Below are 15,361 nucleotides of genomic sequence, written 5' to 3'. Positions count from 1 at the left end.
TCTCCTTTTCTTAAAATTCCGTATATATAAATGGTCCTGCGTTCATATCATGGAAGCCATGGATAAGAAACAAGAGCGTTAAAATGATGAAGTAAAATAACGTAAAGCCTATAAAACGTAAAACCTCATTATTTTTAATGGATTGCATATGTCCACCTCCAATTAAAAATGAAAAAAGATTATAACTTTGTAAATATATAAATAAATAGATATTTTTTCAAGTTTTTTCTAAATTATTTTTCCACTTATTAATTTTTCAACACTGTTTTGACGGATTGTAGATTAAAATGTTGCTAAATTTCTCGATATTCATAAAATTATAAGATTAATTTAAGGTAAAATTAAGGTTTCTAAAAACCTTACCTAAATGAAGGAAAGAAAATGATTTTCCTTTGTACCTCAATTTGAATTTTACTAAAACTACAATCACCTTTATTATCGCTGTTTTTCCGCTTCAATGGTACTTAAAAAATCCTTAAATTTCGTTTTAGGGCATTCGAAGCAATCTATTTTTTCGTTACATTAAGCATAATAAATGAAAGTAAAATCAAAGTAAATCGGACGGAAAATATTGGTATAATTTATGATGAGAGGGGATAACCAAAATGGAAGCTGTAAAAATGTTAAGCAGATGATAAAAGTGGTAATCTTTTGAGGACTGTTGCAAAAACAAATTTGAGCAAAAAAGAAAAGTGCCACCATCAAGTTAGACATCTCAACTTATGATAGCACCCTTATTTTTATCTCGCTACAGAATTCCAAAGTAAGTGGGAGAATAACTTTCCGTAAAAGCCCTTATTTGATTACATTTAAAACTTTTTTAGAAACGTAAAATTCAGTACCGTTGTAGACATTGATTGTATCAAAGGTATGTGTTTTTGCTGTCTTGTCTTTTTCGTATATTAAAATGTTCTTATTAACTGGGATTGTAACGGTTACATTATTTTTTTGTGCAATCAATTTAGGGTTTTCTTTATCAGTTAAGTCAATTTTAGATGTATAGCCTTTTTCCGTAAATGCTTTTGTTGCTGGTATATATAAATCATCTGTAAGCTTATTTAAATCGAAGTCCATAAACTTTGCCATCGCATGGGCTAAATCTGTGTTTTCTACAAGGCCTGTAATTTTAGATGGCCCGAATGAGTATAAAAACACATCATCACCAGTATGCCCACCGGTTGTAAAGCCAATATTAGCACGGTTGGCAAGCATTTTTACCATTTCTTCTCCAGGGTCTTTAGCTAACTGTAAGGTTGCAAGCTCGTCCGGAGATAAATCATCTAATCCATAAAGTGCAGCGACTTCTACAATATTTGATTTATCTTCCTTTAATTGGCTTAGCGCACCTTCAACGGTCATTTTAGCTTTCTTTAGAGGGTCGATATAGGCAGAAACAGGTGTGTTGGAATAAGTACTTGTCGTGTTAGCATTCCCCATTGTAATCCCACTGTTGCCGTGGTCTGTAACAGCAATGACCATAGTATTGCCATCTTTTTTTGCAAAATCAACCGCTTCCTTGACTGCATCATCAAACGATAAAATATCGCTAATCATACCAATTGTGTCATTGGCATGAGCCGCCCAGTCCACTTTACTGCCTTCTACAAATAAGAAGAAGCCATCTTCATCCTTTTTGAGCGTATCAATAGCTTTACTAGTCATCTCAGCAAGACTTGGCTCAGATGCTTTTGTTTTGGCACGATCATAATCGTAGGCAAGGGCACCTGGAGCAAAGCTTCCCCAAATTTTTGACGATTCACTATTTAGAAGCTCATCTCGCGTTTTCACGATGTCATAATTTTTTTCTTTAAGGACATCCACTAAATTCTCGCCATCTTTTCGAGCATTTTTAGTTGTGCCAGGTGCCAAAGACTCAAAGCCACCACCTAATACGACATCAATGTTTTGATAAACTTGCTGCTCAGCGATGTCATCATATTGGCTTCTATTATTAACATGTGCAGAAAAGCCTGCTGGTGTGGCATGCTGAATTTCCGAAGTAGCAATCAATCCAGTCGCCTTGCCCTGTTGTTTAGCCCCTTCTAAAACATTAGCTACAGGCCTAAAAGCATCCTCTTTGGCAATTTGCTTAAGTCCTGGTGAATTAATAACGGACGGTAATACACCTACAAATTTATCATTTGATTTATGGCCAGTTGCTAATGCAGTAGCGGCAGGAGCTGAATCAGTAATAGCTGAATCGGCAGAGTATGTACGCACGCCCCCTGATAAAATTTCATCCATCGCTAAACTTTGACCTTTAAACCAACGAGAAAGTGTAACGGCATTATTACTACTACCATCCATCACGAGCATAATCACATTTGTTGGCTTCTTTACTTGAGCAGCTTCTACTTGCGGTTGAGCGATACTAATCGACGATAAAGCAATTGCGCTTGCTAGTAACAATGAACTCCATTTTTTTGAATGTTTCATGATTTTCCTCCTTAAGGTAAGGTCATTTCACAAGTAAGTGTAAAGGAAGGTTGTAAAGCTACAATGAATTAATTGTTATGATATTGTGTGGATCTTGTTAAATGTGGCATTTATAACTAAAGTGGGGGGTGTTTCCGTTCCGACTGAGCGCTTTCCTCCAGGCTCATCTGTAACCTGATCCCGGAGGAGTCGCCCAGTCTTTACGAAAACTAAAGGCTGAATGTGAAAATAAAATCTGTCTTACTATCTATTGGGATGGAAGCATAAGCTATAAATTTTGTGAATGTTTTTCACCATCAATGGTTTCGTATAATAAAACCCCTTTATCATTAATGAACAAGTTTTGAACCTCTTCCTCTAACAACACTTCTTCTGAGCCATCTTTTATAAATATCTTTGTTAAAAAGCCGGCATTATCATAATCACTACAATAAATCGAATCGTCAACTGCCGCAAGGAAATAACAGGCTGTTTCCGTAACCTGTCTATTTTGTTTTGTTGCTAAATCATAGGCGTATACCATGTTATCGGCCATGCTATTATAATAAATAACGTTACCAACAGTATCCGCATACCACATATCATGCATAAAATCATATGCATCGCTTGTAGCAGCAAAATAGTTGTCACGTGCCCAAATATGATCTTCACTTAGTTTTTCGTCATTCACTAAAAAATATTCGTAGGAAATAGCATAAGGTTCATCAGGATTAACATCATTCCAAGTTGTATCAACATGATACCAATCACCATTAACACTTACTAAATTCCATGCATGAAGCTGATTATCGCTATAGCCATAAACATATTTAGCATCAAGACCAGCCGCCAAAAATAAACGGTAGGCTAAAAGTGTATAAGCTTGGCAAACACCAGTTTCTTGACTAATTAATTCATAAACAGATTGACCTTCTGAAGCATCTTCACCAGAATAAGTGGCTAGTTGTACTACAAAGTCATTAACGGCTTTAGCACGATGAAAATCATCCATGTCATTTGTAATGTACTTAGTTGCAAATTTCTCTACATAATCATCGACTTTCTTTTCCTTTTTGGCATCTGTTAAATATGTAAAATCAAATTCTATCTCATAACCACTATCTACTTCCGATGCTTCCCAGTTGAAATCTTTGATATATCCTGTTGTATAAGGATTAACAAAATTAAGTATGTTATAAAGATCATTCAGTTGTTCTTCAAATGTATCCCAATCTAATTTTCCCCTATATATTACTGTAAAGTTTGGGTCAAACGTGGATATATGCTTCTCAACCTTTTTTGAGAATTGCAACAAAGCAAGATCTTTCTTAAATAATGTCGTTGAAAAAAGGTCTTCTGCAGAAAACTCCACTGATGGAGCTTTACTAGTAGGCTCCTTAAAGTCCATAGAAGCCTCTTCAGGTTCCTCTGGTACTAATACTTCGACGGCTTTGATAACGGCTGAACAAGCGCTAAGCATGCATAAAATAATAAGTAAAAAAATTAGCAATAAACTTTTTTTCATAATTCCTCCATTATAATTATATTTTTAGCTCATCACTAAAACGTGAGGGTGATTTCAGCGTTTTCCAGGGGACGTTCGATATGCCACTAAGAGCAACAGATGTTTTTGGGCGAAAGCGGCGGGATGTTGGTCCGAAGGCATGATCAGAGGACGTGATGCGCTTACCCCTCGTTCCTCTATTTTTGCAGGGTCTCTTCTGTGTCGCTAATCCCAAAGAGTCGTCTGGCCTCCACGCCAATCAACTTATATGAACGGCATTTTTTGGGATTTTTGTGATGACTATGCTTTTAACTATTATAGGATAATGTGATAGCAAGTTGGTATGTTGATTTTTAGAAAAACTAACCGAATGAGGTAAAATGAGGGTATTTATTAATCTTAGTTTGTCAAGAGAACCTTTTTTTGTTATAATATATTATGTTGTGATGTTCGAAGTTCGGGAGGTGCAGTGAATGCATACAGTAGTATTAGTTTCATTAGTTATCGTTTCAGTAGCGTTGATCGTTGTAGTATTACTTCAATCTAGTAAAAGTGCAGGCTTGTCAGGTGCCATCTCGGGTGGAGCTGAACAACTATTTGGAAAGCAAAAAGCACGTGGTATGGATCTAATCCTTCATCGTGTAACAATTGTGTTAGCAATATTATTCTTTCTTTTAGCACTCGCTATTACAAAAATCTAATAGTTGAAGATATATCGCCTAACCTTTACTGGTTGGGCGTTTTCTTTTATGGTACTAATTATTTGGATGTCGTCAATACATAGTTAGTTCAGCAAAGTCGTGTGTGGGGCAGGGAGATACTCGTGGAAGCGAAGTGAATACTCGCGTGAGGTCGGGCGCGGAAGCGAAGAATGCTCGCGTGAGGCAGGGAGATAATTGTGGAAACGAAAAGAATACTCGTGAAAGCCAAGTGAATACCCGCGCAAGGGTGTAAATACCTGCGAATCGCAAAATGACGGATGGAAAAGCTAAAGTGATGGCTAGACTCCCCGAAGCGACGGATAGAAAAGCTAAAGTGATGGCTAGACTCTCCGAAGCGACGGATAGAAGAGGCAAAGTGACGGATAGACTCCTCGAAGCTCTTTTATCAGCGATGAAAGAGCTGAAGCGGCGGGATTTCGTGTTTTAGCGGCGATCCTTGCTTGGTTAGCGGCGGAAATTCATGTTTTAGCGGCGTTCTTCCTTTGGTTAGCGGCGCAACTCACACTTTTAGCGGCGAATTCTAACATAAGCTGGACAATTTGACAAAACTAAAGTCAGAGTTGAAGAACATTGTATAGAATTTTACACAATATTAAGGACTTGACTTCGAAGAGTCAAAGTGACGGAGAATCCACGAAGCGACGGATAAAAGAGTCAAAGTGACGGATAGACACCTCAAAGCGACGGATAGAAGAACCAAAATGCCGGATAGACTCCTCGAAATGCCGAATAGAATTGCCAGAAACATCAAAATGCTGAAAAAGACCATCAAATTAACCGATAAAACCTCATAAAAGATGTAACAATCGCCAAAACTTTTTAGGAAGCTTCAGTATGGCTATAATGGTTATAGTATATGTATTTGGATGAAGGAGGGCGCGCAATGAAAAAATCGTTATCACAGCCTTTTTTCTTTCAAGCAGGACCTAGAGCAGTTTTGTTATTGCATGGGTTTACGGGAAGCTCTGCGGATGTGCGAATGCTTGGGAGATTTTTAGAGAAAAAAGGGTATACTACATTAGCACCTCATTATAAAGGTCACGGTGTGGAACCGGAGGAACTTATTACAACAGGTCCTGCTGATTGGTGGCAGGATGTCGTAGCCGCGTACAAACAGCTGCAGGATGCGGGCTATGAGGAGATTGCTGTTGCTGGCTTGTCATTGGGTGGTGTGATGGCATTAAATGTTGCGCTTAATAACCCAGTGAAAGGTATAGTGACAATGTGTGCTCCAATGACGATGCGTACAACAGATGTTATGTTTCAAGGTGTACTGAAATATGCGAGGGACTATAAAAAGTTCCAAGGTAAAGGTGAGGAGCAAATCGAAGCTGAGGTTGCGTTAATTGCTGAAAAGGGCATGCCATCTTTACAAGAATTGCGCGAGTTTATTGCCCGGACACGTCAAGAAATTGACATGATATATGCACCAATTTTTGTCGTACAGGCGACAAATGATGAGGTAATTGAGACAGAATCTGCCAACATTATATATAATCAAACTGAGTCACTTGAAAAACAGATCAAGTGGTATGAAAACTCAAAACATGTTATTACGTTAGATCAAGAAAAAGATCAGTTACATGAAGATATTTATCGCTTTTTAGAAAGCTTAAATTGGGCACAATAAAAATATAATTAGGATTTTCTCATGAAGGAGGGAAATTATGAAAGACCAGAACAATTCACTACAAAGTCGTTTACTCGATTTTTTCGGTGAAGAAGAATATAAACCATTAACCGTTGGCGAAATCGAGGACGTATTTGGCTTTGAAGATGCTGACGAATTTAAAGAATTAGTGAAAACGTTAGTGCGTATGGAGGGGCAAGGTTTAGTTGTGCGTTCTCGCTCCAATCGTTATGGCTTGCCAGAGCGCATGAATTTACTTCGAGGTAAATTTATCGGACACGCGAAAGGCTTTGGCTTTGTGACACCTGATATTGAGGGGATGGATGATGTTTTCATTCCACCGCATGAAATAAATGGTGCGATTAACGGCGATATCGTTTTAATACGTGTTTTAAAGGAATCATTCGGTGATCGTCGTGAAGGTACGGTGACAAAGGTAGTAGAGCGTGGACAAACGAGCTTTGTTGGGACATTCCAAGCAAATCGAGGCTTTGGCTTTGTTGTTTTAGATGACAAAAAACTACCGATGGACATTTTCATTGCTAAGGGTGATACATTAGGAGCTGTTGACGGACACAAGGTTGTCGTTGAGGTAGCTACTTGGCCAGAAGATTTAAAATCGGCAACAGGCTATATTACAAAAATATTAGGGCACAAAAATGACCCAGGTGTGGATATTCTCTCTATTTTATATAAGCACGACATTCCACCAGAATTCCCTGAAGAAGTGGTTGCTGCCGCGCAACGAGTGCCGGATGAAATTACAGAGGCAGATTTAGAGGGCCGCCGTGATTTACGCCATGAAACGATTGTGACAATCGATGGAGCTGATGCGAAGGACTTGGATGATGCTGTAACCGTAACGAAAAATGTAGACGGTACTTATAAACTTGGCGTACATATTGCAGATGTTAGTTATTATGTAACACAAGGCTCTGTAATAGATGTTGAAGCTTATGATCGTGCGACGAGTGTTTATTTAACAGACCGTGTTATTCCAATGATTCCGCATCGATTATCGAATGGTATTTGTTCATTAAATCCACAGGTTGATCGTCTAGTACTGTCTTGTGAAATGATTATTGATGCAAATGGTAATGTGGTTTCACATGAAATTTTCCAAAGTGTCATTAAAACAACTGAGCGTATGACATATAGAGACGTTTACAAAATTTTAGAGGAGCAGGACGCAGAGCTAATTGCCCGCTATGAGCCACTAGTACCAATGTTTAAACATATGGCTGAGCTGTCTAATATTTTACGTACTAAACGAGAAATGCGTGGTGCAATTGACTTTGACTTTAAAGAGTCTAAAGTGATCGTGGACGAAGATGGATGGCCAGTAGATATTGAATTACGTGAACGTACAGTAGCTGAGAAATTAATTGAAGATTTCATGCTAGCTGCCAATGAAACAGTAGCAGAGCACTTCCACTGGATGAATGTACCGTTCCTTTACCGTATTCACGAGGATCCAAAGCCAGAAAAGCTGCAACGCTTCTTTGAATTTGTCACGAACTTCGGTATTTTAATCAAAGGTACAGGGAACACAGTACATCCAAAGGCGCTACAGGATGTATTAAAGGCCATTGAAGGTATGCCAGAGGAGCCTGTTATTTCAACAATGCTTCTACGCTCCATGCAGCAGGCAAAATATTATCCTGAAAGCTTAGGCCACTTTGGTTTATCAACTGATTTCTATACACACTTTACGTCACCGATTCGACGTTATCCAGACTTAATCGTCCATCGTTTAATTCGAACGTATTTAATTAATAAAGATACATCAAATGAGACAGTCGCACAGTGGAGTATGGCGATGGATGAAATTGCTGACCATACGTCAGAGCGTGAACGCCGTGCTGTCGATGCAGAACGCGATACTGATGCACTGAAAAAAGCACAATATATGTCCGATAAAATTGGCGAGGAATTCGAAGGGATCGTCTCATCCATTACAAACTTTGGGATTTTCGTGGAGCTACCAAACACGATTGAAGGACTTGTCCATATTAGCAATATGACAGATGACTACTACCGCTTTGATGATCGTCAAATGATGATGATCGGTGAACGTACAAATCGCCAATTCCGTATTGGTGATGAAGTTACAGTACGTGTAGCAAATGTTATTATTGAGGAGTCATCGATTGACTTTGAAATCGTCGGAATGGTAACGTCTTATGGACGAACTCGAAAAGCTGCACCTACTGTTATTCACGCACGCAAAAATTATAGCGACAACAAAGATGGTCGTAATGGCCGCAAAGGTGGTCGCAACGGGGAAGAGCGAAGCGGACGTGGCAGTCGCAGTGGTCGCAACGAAGAAGAACGAGGCGGACGTGGCAGTCGCAGTGGTCGCAACGAAGAAGAACGAGGCGGACGTGGCAGTCGCAATGGTCGTAACGAAGAAGAACGAGGCGGACGTGGCAGTCGCAATGGTCGTAACGAAGAAGGGCAAGGCGGACAAGGAGAGCGACGTGAAAACGACCGTGATCCACGAGGACGCCGCAAGGATGGCTCAAGCCCAGGCCCTAAAAAAGGCGTGAAGCAAAAGCAAAGGTTCTACGAGGGCGTCGCCAAGAAAAACAAAAAGAAAAAATCAAAACGTAAATAAAGTAAAAGTATAGGTGAAGGCATCGATTTTCGCTTTAAAGCAATTTGAAGCGGGTGCTTTCACTTTATCAAAAAAGCAGGTTAACCCTGCTCAACCTTTAAGTAGAGGGTGAATAATATGGCAAAAGGTACTGGTAAAGTATTAGCACAAAACAAAAAAGCCGGGCACGACTACTTCATTGAAGAAACAATCGAAGCGGGCATGGTGCTAACAGGCACAGAAATTAAATCCATCCGTGCGGGAAGGGTTCAACTAAAAGAATCTTATGTACAAATCCGTAGCGGTGAAGCTTGGATCAACAATATGCATGTCAGCTCATTCGAACAAGGCAACCGCTTTAACCATGACCCACTGCGCGCCCGCAAGCTACTGCTTCATAAAAAGCAAATCGGCGAGCTAGTTGGTGCCGTAAAACGTGACGGTTACACAATCGTCCCATTAAAAATGTACATTAAAGACGGTTATGCCAAACTCTTAATCGGCGTCGGCAAAGGGAAAAAGGATTACGACAAACGTAACGACATGCGCAAAAAAGAAGCGAAACGCGACATGGAACGTGCCTTCAAAGCGAAAAATCAAGATTAATAGATTGTTTGAAAGCTCACTATTGGATGGTGAGCTTTTTGTTTTTTTAGCGAGAGAACGGATAAAATATATCGTGCAAGACCGTTCTAATTGATGTTGGTTAAAAAATATAATGGAGAATGCATATAGAGAGCAAGTCTTGCGATTTAAGGAGGAGACACAATTCTTACGATTAGAAGAAAAGTATTGTTTGTGGAAATGGAGCATATTTATTTCGCAGAAAAGTGTAATGATCTACAAGAAAGAAAAAAGCTAGTTTGCTATACTCAAACAAAGCTCCCTGAGCAAAAACTTGAGGGACATACAACACTACAAATTATTTTACAGCAAGACGAAGATGTCCTGTTAGCGGATTTATCAAAAATGAATCGCTATATGCTTAGACGTGCAAGAAAAGAGCCCTACGAAGTAATTGTTAAAGAAAACCCAACTGATATAGAGCTGAAAGAATTCCAACAATTTTACAATGCATTCGCAAAAATGAAACAAACAAATCGAGTTCGTAAATTCCATATGCAAACAATGAAACTACTTCGCGAGCAAGGAGCACTAATATACACAAAGCTTCAAAATGATAAAGGTGAAGCACTTTGCTATCGAATATACATTGTTGATGGAGATATGGTACTAAATTTATACACAGGTACTGCTGCATGGATCCAGGATAGACCTGATTTAAAGCAGCAAATCCGCTTCGCTAATCGTTATTTACTATGGGAAAATATTATGATGTTCCGAAGCAGAGGCTACGCTCGCTATGATTTCGGTGCATTAACGAACAAAGAAGAAATTAAAGAATTTAAGCTTGGCTTTGGTGGACAAGAGGTAGATGTTTACTTTGGTTATCTTACAGATTCCATAGTTGGGAAGCTATTATTAAAATTACGAGAGTTGAAATTTAAGGTAATGCAATAAGAAATAAGTTTCGAGGGAGCTAATTCTTTCCATCATAGCAGGACACTTGAACTATAGATAGATTTGCTTTATAATAAGTATTAATGAATGCCAGATTACATGGAAGCGTACTTTTAGCTCCCACCGTACTAGAAGAAATTCTAGCTCCTTTGCTTGAACGAGGCCATGTGCTTCGCTTCATATTCAAGGGGACGTTACGGATTCGACAGGGATGGTTCAAGCTTTGGTCGCGCGTCGGAGGTCTCGGCTCCGTCATCAACGGAAGTTATATAATAACTGGCAAACAACAAAACTTAGCTTTCGCAGCGTAAGCTCTTAAGCGCTCTGCCTCTCTATCGCCCATGTAGAGAACGTGGGGCCCAACTTTAGTGGGATACGGTCGATGGTGCCACCTGAGTCACCGACAAGAGATTTCCAGGTTAGCGTACAGGACGCCTGTTTGTCGGCATAATGCTACGTGAATCGTAAATAGGCAAACTACACGCGTAGAAGCTGAAGTATTGGAGTTTCTGGACGCGGGTTCGACTCCCGCCGTCTCCATTTTAAGAAATCAATTGATTTCAATAGATGTCAAAACCCTTGATATGATAGGGTTTTGGCATTTTTTATTTATCATACAATTTCAATGAATATCAAACGAACGTAGTCAAAAACGTAGTCAAAACGTATTCAAGAATTTTAAATCTCAAGATAGGAATCAAACTTTTGAATTGCATCTTCTTGAGCTTTTTTCGTAACGTGTGTATAGATATCCATAGTGGTTTTCACATCTGTATGACCAAGACGATCTTGCACTTCTTTAATTGATGCTCCAGCTTCAAAGAGAAGTGAACAATGAGTGTGTCTTAATCCGTGAGGTGTGATTTTTACCAATGAATGTTTCTTTTGCACACTATACATCCATTTTTGGACTTGAACAGGTTGAATGTATTCATTATTTGTATTACTAAAAATTAGCTGATTTGCCTTCGTTGTATTATGACCAAGTACAAGATACTCTTGCTTTTGAATCCTTTTCCACTCTTTTAAAATTGTGATGGTTCTATCAACAAGTTTAATTACTCGTGATGATCCAGTTTTCGGTGGTTTTAAATAAAGCCTCGCACTTTTCCCTCTGCCTACTGCTTTTGTGATGGAAAGCTCTTTTTCTATAAGATTTAAATCATTCCAAGTAAGAGCTAGGGCTTCACTTTTACGCATCCCTGTAAAAGCTAATAAATGCAGTAAAGTAAATGCTTTATAGTGTAACGATTGTTCACAATGACTTAAAAACTCGTTCAGTTGCTCGCGAGTATAAAAGTTCTCGCTCTTTTCCTCAAGCGCAATCGTCTTTTTAGGTTTAATTCTTGTTTCTACATATGTGAATGGATTTGTTTGGATATAGCCACGCTTAATCGCAAAATCTAAAACTTTTGCTGCGTATGCTTTGACCATACGAAATTTCTTTAATTTTTCTGCCCATTCATCTACATGCTTTTGGCATATATCTACTGTGATTTTTTCAATTTTATAAGCACTCATTGCAGGTAAAATATGATTTTTAAAAATGCCAATGGTTTTCACAAATGTACTTTCTTCAACAGTTTTTTCATATTGCTTTACCCATATGTTGTATAGTTCTTGGTAGTTTTCAGCACGTTCTTGTTTATATGTGCCTTTTGCAACTTCTAACTTAATACGAGCTAATGCTAGTTCTGCTTCCCTGCGTTTTTTAAAGCCACGTTTCATTGTACGCTTCTGCTTACCAGTCAATGGGTCAACACCTAAATAAACCGGAAACTCATAGCGTGTTTCACCATTCTTTAGCTTGTAACTTTTAATGGGGGATACTTTTTTCTTCATTATCATACTTCCTCCTATTCAATACTTGCGGGGGCAAAATTAAAGAAAAGAGGATTAATCCCTTAGTCATTATATAATTTTACTAATAGGAAATCCTCCCAGTAAATTAATAACTGTGACTTTCTAAAAAGTTGTCAATTTCTTTACGGGATACACGCTTGATACCTTCTATTTCACATACTTTAAGACCCATATGTCGAAATGTTATAAAGGTATTGTATGAGACACCTGCATATTTAGCGGCTTCTTTTAGTGAAAGCCATTCACCATGCACTCGGCTTTCATTTTTTTGATTATTTACTTTTAGCTCCTTAACTAAATGCTCTAGTTTTACTAAAATCTCATTGAAATATTCAATAAGACTCTCCTTATCTGTAGCGTTATTTAGTTTTTCGATTTTAATAGACATGATTATTTCACTCCGAACTGAGATATTTGGAGAAGAACTCCATGTATAAATAAGTAATCTCTTGAGAAATCTCTTAAATTGCATCATTCTCCAATGCTAATTTCTTTGTATCACTCGATATTTTTTAAAACACCCCATCACACACAAAAAAAACACACTTATTTTTTGGCTCACCTAAAAATACCCGGTGTAACTAATGTAAGTGTGATTATTTATCATATTCTAGGAAATATTTATGTATAAAATAGAAATTTAAACTCCTAATATCTTCCCATGTCCCTAAAAATGTGAAAAAATATAGTTGTAATGATATATATAATTATTTTGAAGAATAGGAGAAAATCAGTATGTCAAAGAAATTTTTAAGTACGTTGCCATTGCGATAGCTTTCGCAGCAGGGGTATCGAGTATTAATTACATCGCACCTACGCCAGTGGCGGAGGCACAACAGTCGGTAGCCAACTACACGTATTCAGCACAGGTAACACAGTTCCTCAAGGAACTAAATGCAGTACGTAAGGCATCTGGAGCACCTGAACTAAAAATCGACGCTCGTTTATCTGAGTCTAATGGCTAATCTAAATATTAGGAGGAAATTAAATGGCATTAAAAGATAAACCAGAAGTAAAATACGCTTTATGGCAAGCATATCAAAGACGCTGTGCTATTTGTTATAATGATTTATTTAATTACTCAGATTTAGAGATTGATCATATAATACCTAAATCTACTCAAAAGGATGAAAAAAAATTTGAAGAAGTTAAAAGAAGATATGAATTGCCATCAAATTTTAATATAGATGGTCTAGAGAATTTAAGACCAGCACATCATTTTTGTAATAATAAAAAAAGAAATAAGATACGTACTAAAGAAACTATGGAAGAGTTACTTGTAATAGCTCAAAGTAAAATTAGAGAAGTAAAAAAACATATAAGAAAATTTGAAGAAGAAGCAAAATATGTCCTAAGTATAGAAGCGATCAGAAAACAATTAATTGAAGGTGAAATTCCTACTATTGAAGAATATGTGGATCAAATTAATAATCATACTGCAAATTTTGGAGTAGAAGATTATAAAAGTGATTCAGCATTTAGTAGATTTTCGAAATATAGTTATAAAACAGTGATATTAGAAGGCTATCTTCCCAGACTAGGGGAAAATAGAGGCAGTTGTTTGTTTACATTTAACAGTTTCTATATTAGAGGGTCTAATATTAGTTTAGGACATAAAGAAATATTAAGTGAGCTGTATCCGGGGAATAATACACCCATTGAATTTGATATGCGCAGATATATTGTTGCTAAATTAGATAACAATAACTATGTTATTCAGCTGGGGAATTCAAGATTCAACTTAAGCCATGAAGAAGTGAAAGATCTTTGTATAGTAATTGATAAATTTATTATAGATTATATTGATGCACTTAAAGAATTAGAAGAGATTTTAGAGTGTGAAGAGTTTACTCCACATCATCAAAATGAATCGAAATATAACTTAATTAAAGTAAATATGAATCTCTGGTTAAAAATACTCGAATTTTCAAGAAAATATGATTATGAAGCAGGGGATTCAGATTGGCATATATTTGATTCGTCGGGAAATAATATGTTGAAGGTTTATATAAAAAATGAAAATGAAAAATACAATGAAGGATATAAATGTATTATACATAGTTTTATAGAAGATCCATATAGTTGGGCACCTTCTAATTATGTATGGTTATTGTGGTATGATGTTAGTTTTAAAAAAGATTACGGCTTAAGAGATTATTGGACAGTTAAACAAACGTATAATTGGTTGCTTGAAGATTTACTACCTAAAGTAATACAAGAGTGTATACTCTCGGAGCCCAAAAGTTTTTTTAAAAGAATAAAAGAACCTAGTAATCAAATAGATACTAGTAGTTATTTTTATAATGGGGAATTCAGATATTTCTCTCCAAATCACATTAATGACTCCTTGCAGCTTATTAAACTAGTTAATGAAATTCAGTTATTTTATTCAATAAATGAGTATGTTTGCATAAAAAAGAGTGCTTTAATAGACCTTTATAGAGCTATCATAATTAGTCTTAAAGCCTATAAAAGTCCAGATTATCATTATATCTGTTCAAAATTAAATATAGGTACATTTACTAATATTAAGATGGATATTGAGAATTTTTTGCAAAATAAAATTGATAGCTTAAACGACTTAGATTTGTTAAAAATATATTCATCTAATATAGATAATCTACTTAGAGTTTTATATTCAAATTTATGTGATATGCAAAATACCTTAAACTTTAAAGATATAAAAAATTATCTATTATTAATTGATTGGTATATTGAAGACTATAATGATAAAAAATTAGTAGAATGTTATAAATAACCCATGAATTACGACATTAAACTTCCAGTTATATACAAGGTATTTTATTTTACGAAATAATGGTTTTTTATGAAGAGGGTGCTAAAAATAGCACCTTTGTTTAATTTAGAGATAAAGTAAGCATTTCAACATGATATATTAAATAATCAATTAAGGAAGGTATTAAGATTTATATATTGTTAGATTTAAAAACATAATAAGAGAAGTAAAAACTTAGGAGTAATGAAGTAATCTAAAATATAATAATCGAGGGAATATGATTACACAAAACATTAACACAAATTAAACACCCCACAGTATGACTACTTTGGCAAATAACCTCTTGTTTTCTCTTTAATCTTTGATATCCTTG

General features: G+C 36.7%; 11 protein-coding genes and 1 other RNA gene. 7 read left to right on the top strand and 5 right to left on the bottom strand.

Annotated features, from left to right (window positions below):
• Positions 1–10: 10 nt before the first annotated feature.
• The 3 genes from ACIQZA_RS11455 to ACIQZA_RS11445 all read right to left on the bottom strand — a co-directional run bounded on the left by ACIQZA_RS11455 (position 11) and on the right by ACIQZA_RS11445 (position 3,940).
• Positions 11–148 carry a teichoic acid D-Ala incorporation-associated protein DltX gene (locus tag ACIQZA_RS11455; RefSeq protein ID WP_132361964.1) on the bottom strand — a complete coding sequence of 46 codons (138 nt, stop codon included), beginning with the start codon at positions 146–148 and terminating at the stop codon, positions 11–13.
• Positions 149–795: 647 nt separating this feature from the next.
• Complete coding sequence (locus ACIQZA_RS11450; protein WP_402881667.1) at positions 796–2,436, bottom strand: alkaline phosphatase; 1,641 nt, start codon at positions 2,434–2,436, stop codon at positions 796–798.
• A 268-nt stretch (positions 2,437–2,704) separates the two neighbouring features.
• On the bottom strand, positions 2,705–3,940 hold the full coding sequence (locus ACIQZA_RS11445) for a transglutaminase domain-containing protein (protein ID WP_402881665.1): 1,236 nt from the start codon (positions 3,938–3,940) through the stop codon (positions 2,705–2,707).
• 452 nt (positions 3,941–4,392) lie between these two features.
• Between ACIQZA_RS11445 and secG the strand changes: the two genes are divergently transcribed.
• From secG to ssrA, 6 genes are all read left to right on the top strand, one after another.
• Positions 4,393–4,620, top strand: coding sequence for a preprotein translocase subunit SecG (secG, locus tag ACIQZA_RS11440; protein WP_400937720.1), 228 nt, complete (start codon positions 4,393–4,395; stop codon positions 4,618–4,620).
• Positions 4,621–5,524: 904 nt separating this feature from the next.
• The gene (locus ACIQZA_RS11435) at positions 5,525–6,271 is read left to right on the top strand and encodes an alpha/beta hydrolase (RefSeq protein WP_402881663.1); all 747 of its coding nucleotides are present in this window, start codon (positions 5,525–5,527) and stop codon (positions 6,269–6,271) included.
• A gap of 37 nt (positions 6,272–6,308) precedes the next feature.
• Positions 6,309–8,888 (top strand): ribonuclease R, encoded by a 2,580-nt coding sequence (gene rnr, locus ACIQZA_RS11430; RefSeq protein WP_400938952.1) that lies wholly within the window; start codon positions 6,309–6,311, stop codon positions 8,886–8,888.
• 117 nt (positions 8,889–9,005) lie between these two features.
• Positions 9,006–9,473: an SsrA-binding protein SmpB gene (gene smpB / locus ACIQZA_RS11425; RefSeq protein ID WP_049669013.1), complete on the top strand. Its 468-nt coding sequence runs from the start codon at positions 9,006–9,008 to the stop codon at positions 9,471–9,473.
• Between the two features lie 186 nt (positions 9,474–9,659).
• Positions 9,660–10,388 (top strand): hypothetical protein, encoded by a 729-nt coding sequence (locus ACIQZA_RS11420; RefSeq protein WP_400938950.1) that lies wholly within the window; start codon positions 9,660–9,662, stop codon positions 10,386–10,388.
• A 187-nt stretch (positions 10,389–10,575) separates the two neighbouring features.
• Positions 10,576–10,931: a transfer-messenger RNA gene (ssrA, locus tag ACIQZA_RS11415) on the top strand.
• 135 nt (positions 10,932–11,066) lie between these two features.
• Here ssrA and ACIQZA_RS11410 read toward each other — a convergent pair.
• Together ACIQZA_RS11410 and ACIQZA_RS11405 are read right to left on the bottom strand one after the other, a co-directional pair.
• Complete coding sequence (locus tag ACIQZA_RS11410) at positions 11,067–12,233, bottom strand: site-specific integrase (RefSeq protein ID WP_483869824.1); 1,167 nt, start codon at positions 12,231–12,233, stop codon at positions 11,067–11,069.
• 103 nt (positions 12,234–12,336) lie between these two features.
• Positions 12,337–12,639 (bottom strand): helix-turn-helix domain-containing protein, encoded by a 303-nt coding sequence (locus ACIQZA_RS11405; RefSeq protein WP_402881657.1) that lies wholly within the window; start codon positions 12,637–12,639, stop codon positions 12,337–12,339.
• A gap of 600 nt (positions 12,640–13,239) precedes the next feature.
• Between ACIQZA_RS11405 and ACIQZA_RS11400 the strand changes: the two genes are divergently transcribed.
• Positions 13,240–15,009, top strand: coding sequence for an HNH endonuclease (locus ACIQZA_RS11400; RefSeq protein ID WP_402881654.1), 1,770 nt, complete (start codon positions 13,240–13,242; stop codon positions 15,007–15,009).
• The last annotated feature ends 352 nt before the right edge of the window (positions 15,010–15,361 follow it).

This window comes from Lysinibacillus sp. NPDC096382, from assembly GCF_044762845.1.
GTDB lineage: Bacteria > Bacillota > Bacilli > Bacillales_A > Planococcaceae > Lysinibacillus.
The sequence above is the reverse complement of the archived record's forward strand: the minus strand, read 5'-3'. Positions and strand labels throughout refer to the sequence as shown.